The organism is Burkholderia sp. Tr-20390 (assembly GCF_017104595.1).
Taxonomy (GTDB): Bacteria; Pseudomonadota; Gammaproteobacteria; order Burkholderiales; family Burkholderiaceae; genus Burkholderia.
On record NZ_JAAGPC010000352.1, the window covers coordinates 1 to 3,287 of the forward strand.

Sequence of the window (3,287 nt, forward strand, 5' to 3'; positions counted from 1 at the left end):
GCCACGCTCGACGCGCTGCGCGGCTGGCAGAGCCGGCCGCTCGGGCAGCCGCTGCCCGACTCGATCGGCGCGGTGATCGACGCGCTCGCGCGGCAGCATCCGGGCCGCACGGCGATCCGCCACGGCGACGCGACGCTCGACTACCACGCGCTGAACCTGCGCGCGAACCGGCTGGCGGACCACTTGCGCGATCTCGGCGTGTCGCCGGGCTCGACCGTCGGCCTGTGCCTCGAGCCGGGCGCGGAGCTGATCGTCGCGATGCTGGCGGTGCTCAACGCGGGCTGCGCGTATGTGCCGCTCGACAGCCGCTATCCGGCGGAGCGGCTGCGATTCCTGATCGACGACAGCCAGGCGAGCGTGATCGTCACGCGCGACGACGTGGTGGCGCGCACCGATGCGCTGCGCGACGGCTATCTGAACCTGATCGTCCTCGAGGACCACGACGACGAGATCGCCGCGCGCGACGGCGCGTTCGTCGCGAGCGGGCTGCCGGCGCAGATGCCGGCGTACCTGATGTACACGTCGGGCACCACCGATCGTCCGAAGGGCGTCATCGTGCCGCAACAGGCGATCCTGCGGCTCGCCTACCGGCCGGCCTATCTCGACGTGACGCCGGACGACGTGTTCCTCCAGTTCGCGCCGACGGCGTTCGACGCGTCGACGTTCGAGATCTGGACCGCGCTCCTGAACGGCGCGTCGCTCGTCGTGCCGGTCGGGCGCGACGCGTCGCTCGACCAGCTCGGGCCGTTGCTGGTCGACGCGGGCGTGACGATCCTGTGGCTGACGAGCGGCCTGTTCGCGGCGATGGTCGATCACGCGCCGGACGCGCTGCGGCAGCTGCGCTACCTGGTCTGCGGCGGCGACGTGCTGTCGCTGCCGCACGTGGCGCGCGCCCGCGCGCTGCTGGAACGCGGCCAGGTGGTCAATGGCTACGGGCCGACCGAAACCACGACCTTCGCCACCGCGTACCCGGTGCGCGGCGCGCTGGCGGCCGGGCGCACGGTGCCGATCGGCATGCCGATCCAGGGCACGTCGGTGTATGTGCTCGACGACGACCTGAATCCGCTGCCGGCCGGCGCGGCGGGCGACCTCTACATCGCGGGGCCCGGCGTCGCGCACGGCTACGCGAACCGGCCGGATCTGACTGCTGCCGCGTTCGTGCCCGATCCGCATGGCGGCGAGCCGGGCGCCCGCATGTACCGCAGCGGCGACGTCGGCTACTGGGCGCATGACGGCGCGCTGCATTACCTCGGCCGGCGCGACCGGCAGGTGAAGCTGCGCGGCTACCGGATCGAGCCGGCGGAAATCGAGGCGGCGCTGGCCGCGTGCCGCGGCGTGCAGGCCGCCGTCGTGACGGTCGATGCGACGCCGCAGGGCGACAAGCAGCTCGTCGCGTACTGGACCGCAAGCCCGGGCACGGGCGCGGACGTGCCGGACGAAGCCGGCCTGCGCGCGCAGTTGCGGGCGTCGCTGCCGGATCATCTGGTGCCGGCGCGCTTCCACGCGGTGCCGCATATTCCGCTGACGGCGAACGGCAAGGTGGACCGAGCCGCGCTCGCGCGGCTCACGCCGGCCGAAGCGCCCGCCGACGCGGCGCCCGAGACGCTGACGGACACGCAGCGCGTGCTGCGCACGCTGTGGGAAGACGTGCTCGGCCGCGGCGGGTTCGGCCTCGACGACGGCTTCTTCGATCTCGGCGGCGATTCGCTGCTGGCGATCCGGCTGAAGGCGCAGGCGCAGCGCCACGGGCTCGAATTCGAGATCCAGGACCTGTTCGTCCACCAGAGCGTGCGGACGCTGGGCGAGCACATCGAGCGGCAGCGCGGCGCGGGGGCAGGCGCAGTTGCGCCGGCCGAGGCCGCGGTAGCCCGGGCGCCGCTGACGAGCGAAGCGGACCGCGCGCGGCTGCCGGCCGGCGTCGTCGACGCGTATCCGCTCAGCCGCCTGCAACTGGGGATGCTCTATCACGGCCTGCGCCACGAGCGTTCGAGCGTGTACCACGATGTGATCGGCTACGAGGTCGCGTATGCGTACGACGAAGCGTGCCTCGCCCATGCGCTCGACCGGCTGTCGGCCCGCCATCCGGCGTTGCGCACCGCGCTGCGGATGGAGGGGTTCAGCGTGCCGCTGCAGCTCGTGTTCGACACGGCGCGCATTCCGCTGACGGTCACCGACCTGACCGCGCTCGACGCGACGGCGCAGGCCGCCCGGATCGCCGCGTTCATGGACGGCGAGCGGTTCGCCGCGTTCGACATCGCCGCCGCGCCGCTGTTTCGCTGCTTCGTGTTCAAACTGGCGGCGCAGCGCTTCAAGCTGGTGTGGAGCTTCCATCACGCGATGCTCGACGGCTGGAGCGAGGCCGCGCTGACCGCCGAATTCATCCGGCTCTACACGGCGGGCCTGACGGGCGCGCGGAACCCGCAGGACGACGAGCCGGTGCAGGCCGGTTACCGGGATTTCATCGAACTGGAACAGGCCGCGCTCGCCGATCCGGCCCAGCGCGATTTCTGGCGCGGCCAGCTCGACGGCGCGCAGGCGCTGTCGCTGCGCCGCGCGCCGCTGCCGGGCGACGCGGCGGACGAACGGGTGGATTATCTGGAGGTCGAGGTCTCCGTCGAACTGGAGGCGGCGCTGCGCGCGCTCGCGCGCGACGCGAACGTGCCGCTCAAGAGCGTGCTGCTCGCTGCCCACCTGCGCGCGCTGCAGGCGTTGAGCGGGCGGCGCGACGTGCTGACGTCGATGGTGACGCACGTGCGGCCCGAGACCGAGCATGCGGCGCGTGCGGTCGGGCTGTTCCTGAATTCGGTGCCGGTGCGCGCGGCGCTCGACGGCGCGGCATCGCCCGTCGCGCAGGTGCGGCAGGTGTTCGAGATCGAGTCGGGCATTTTCCGGCACCGCTTCTATCCGTCGCAGCAGATCCGGCAGGACAACGGCGGGATCGAGCTGGGTGAGGTGCTGTTCAATTTCACGAGCTTCCACGTGCTGCGCGAGCTGGACGACGCGGACGTGCGGATGCTCGCGGGCCGCGACGGCCATGCGGTCAACAGCTTTCCGGTGCAGGTCGATTTCTCCGTCTCCGCGAGCGACCAGCGGCTGCGCTGCATCGTCGGCTACCGGGCCGACAGCCTGCGGCGCGCCGACGCGGAAGACATCGCGCACGCGCAGCACGAAGCGCTGCGGCGGCTCGCCGGCGAACCCGCCGCAGCGTGGTTGCTGCCTGCCACGCTCGCGCGGCTCGACGACTGGGCGGCGCCGAAGCCGGGGCTGCCGGCCGGCGCGAGCGTCGG

Annotated in this window: 1 protein-coding gene; it reads left to right on the forward strand. The window is 72.6% G+C overall.

The genetic code is table 11. The features are described from left to right. On the forward strand, window positions 1-3,287 hold a 3,287-nt coding region (locus G3N98_RS38775), incomplete at both ends, for an amino acid adenylation domain-containing protein (protein ID WP_206151077.1).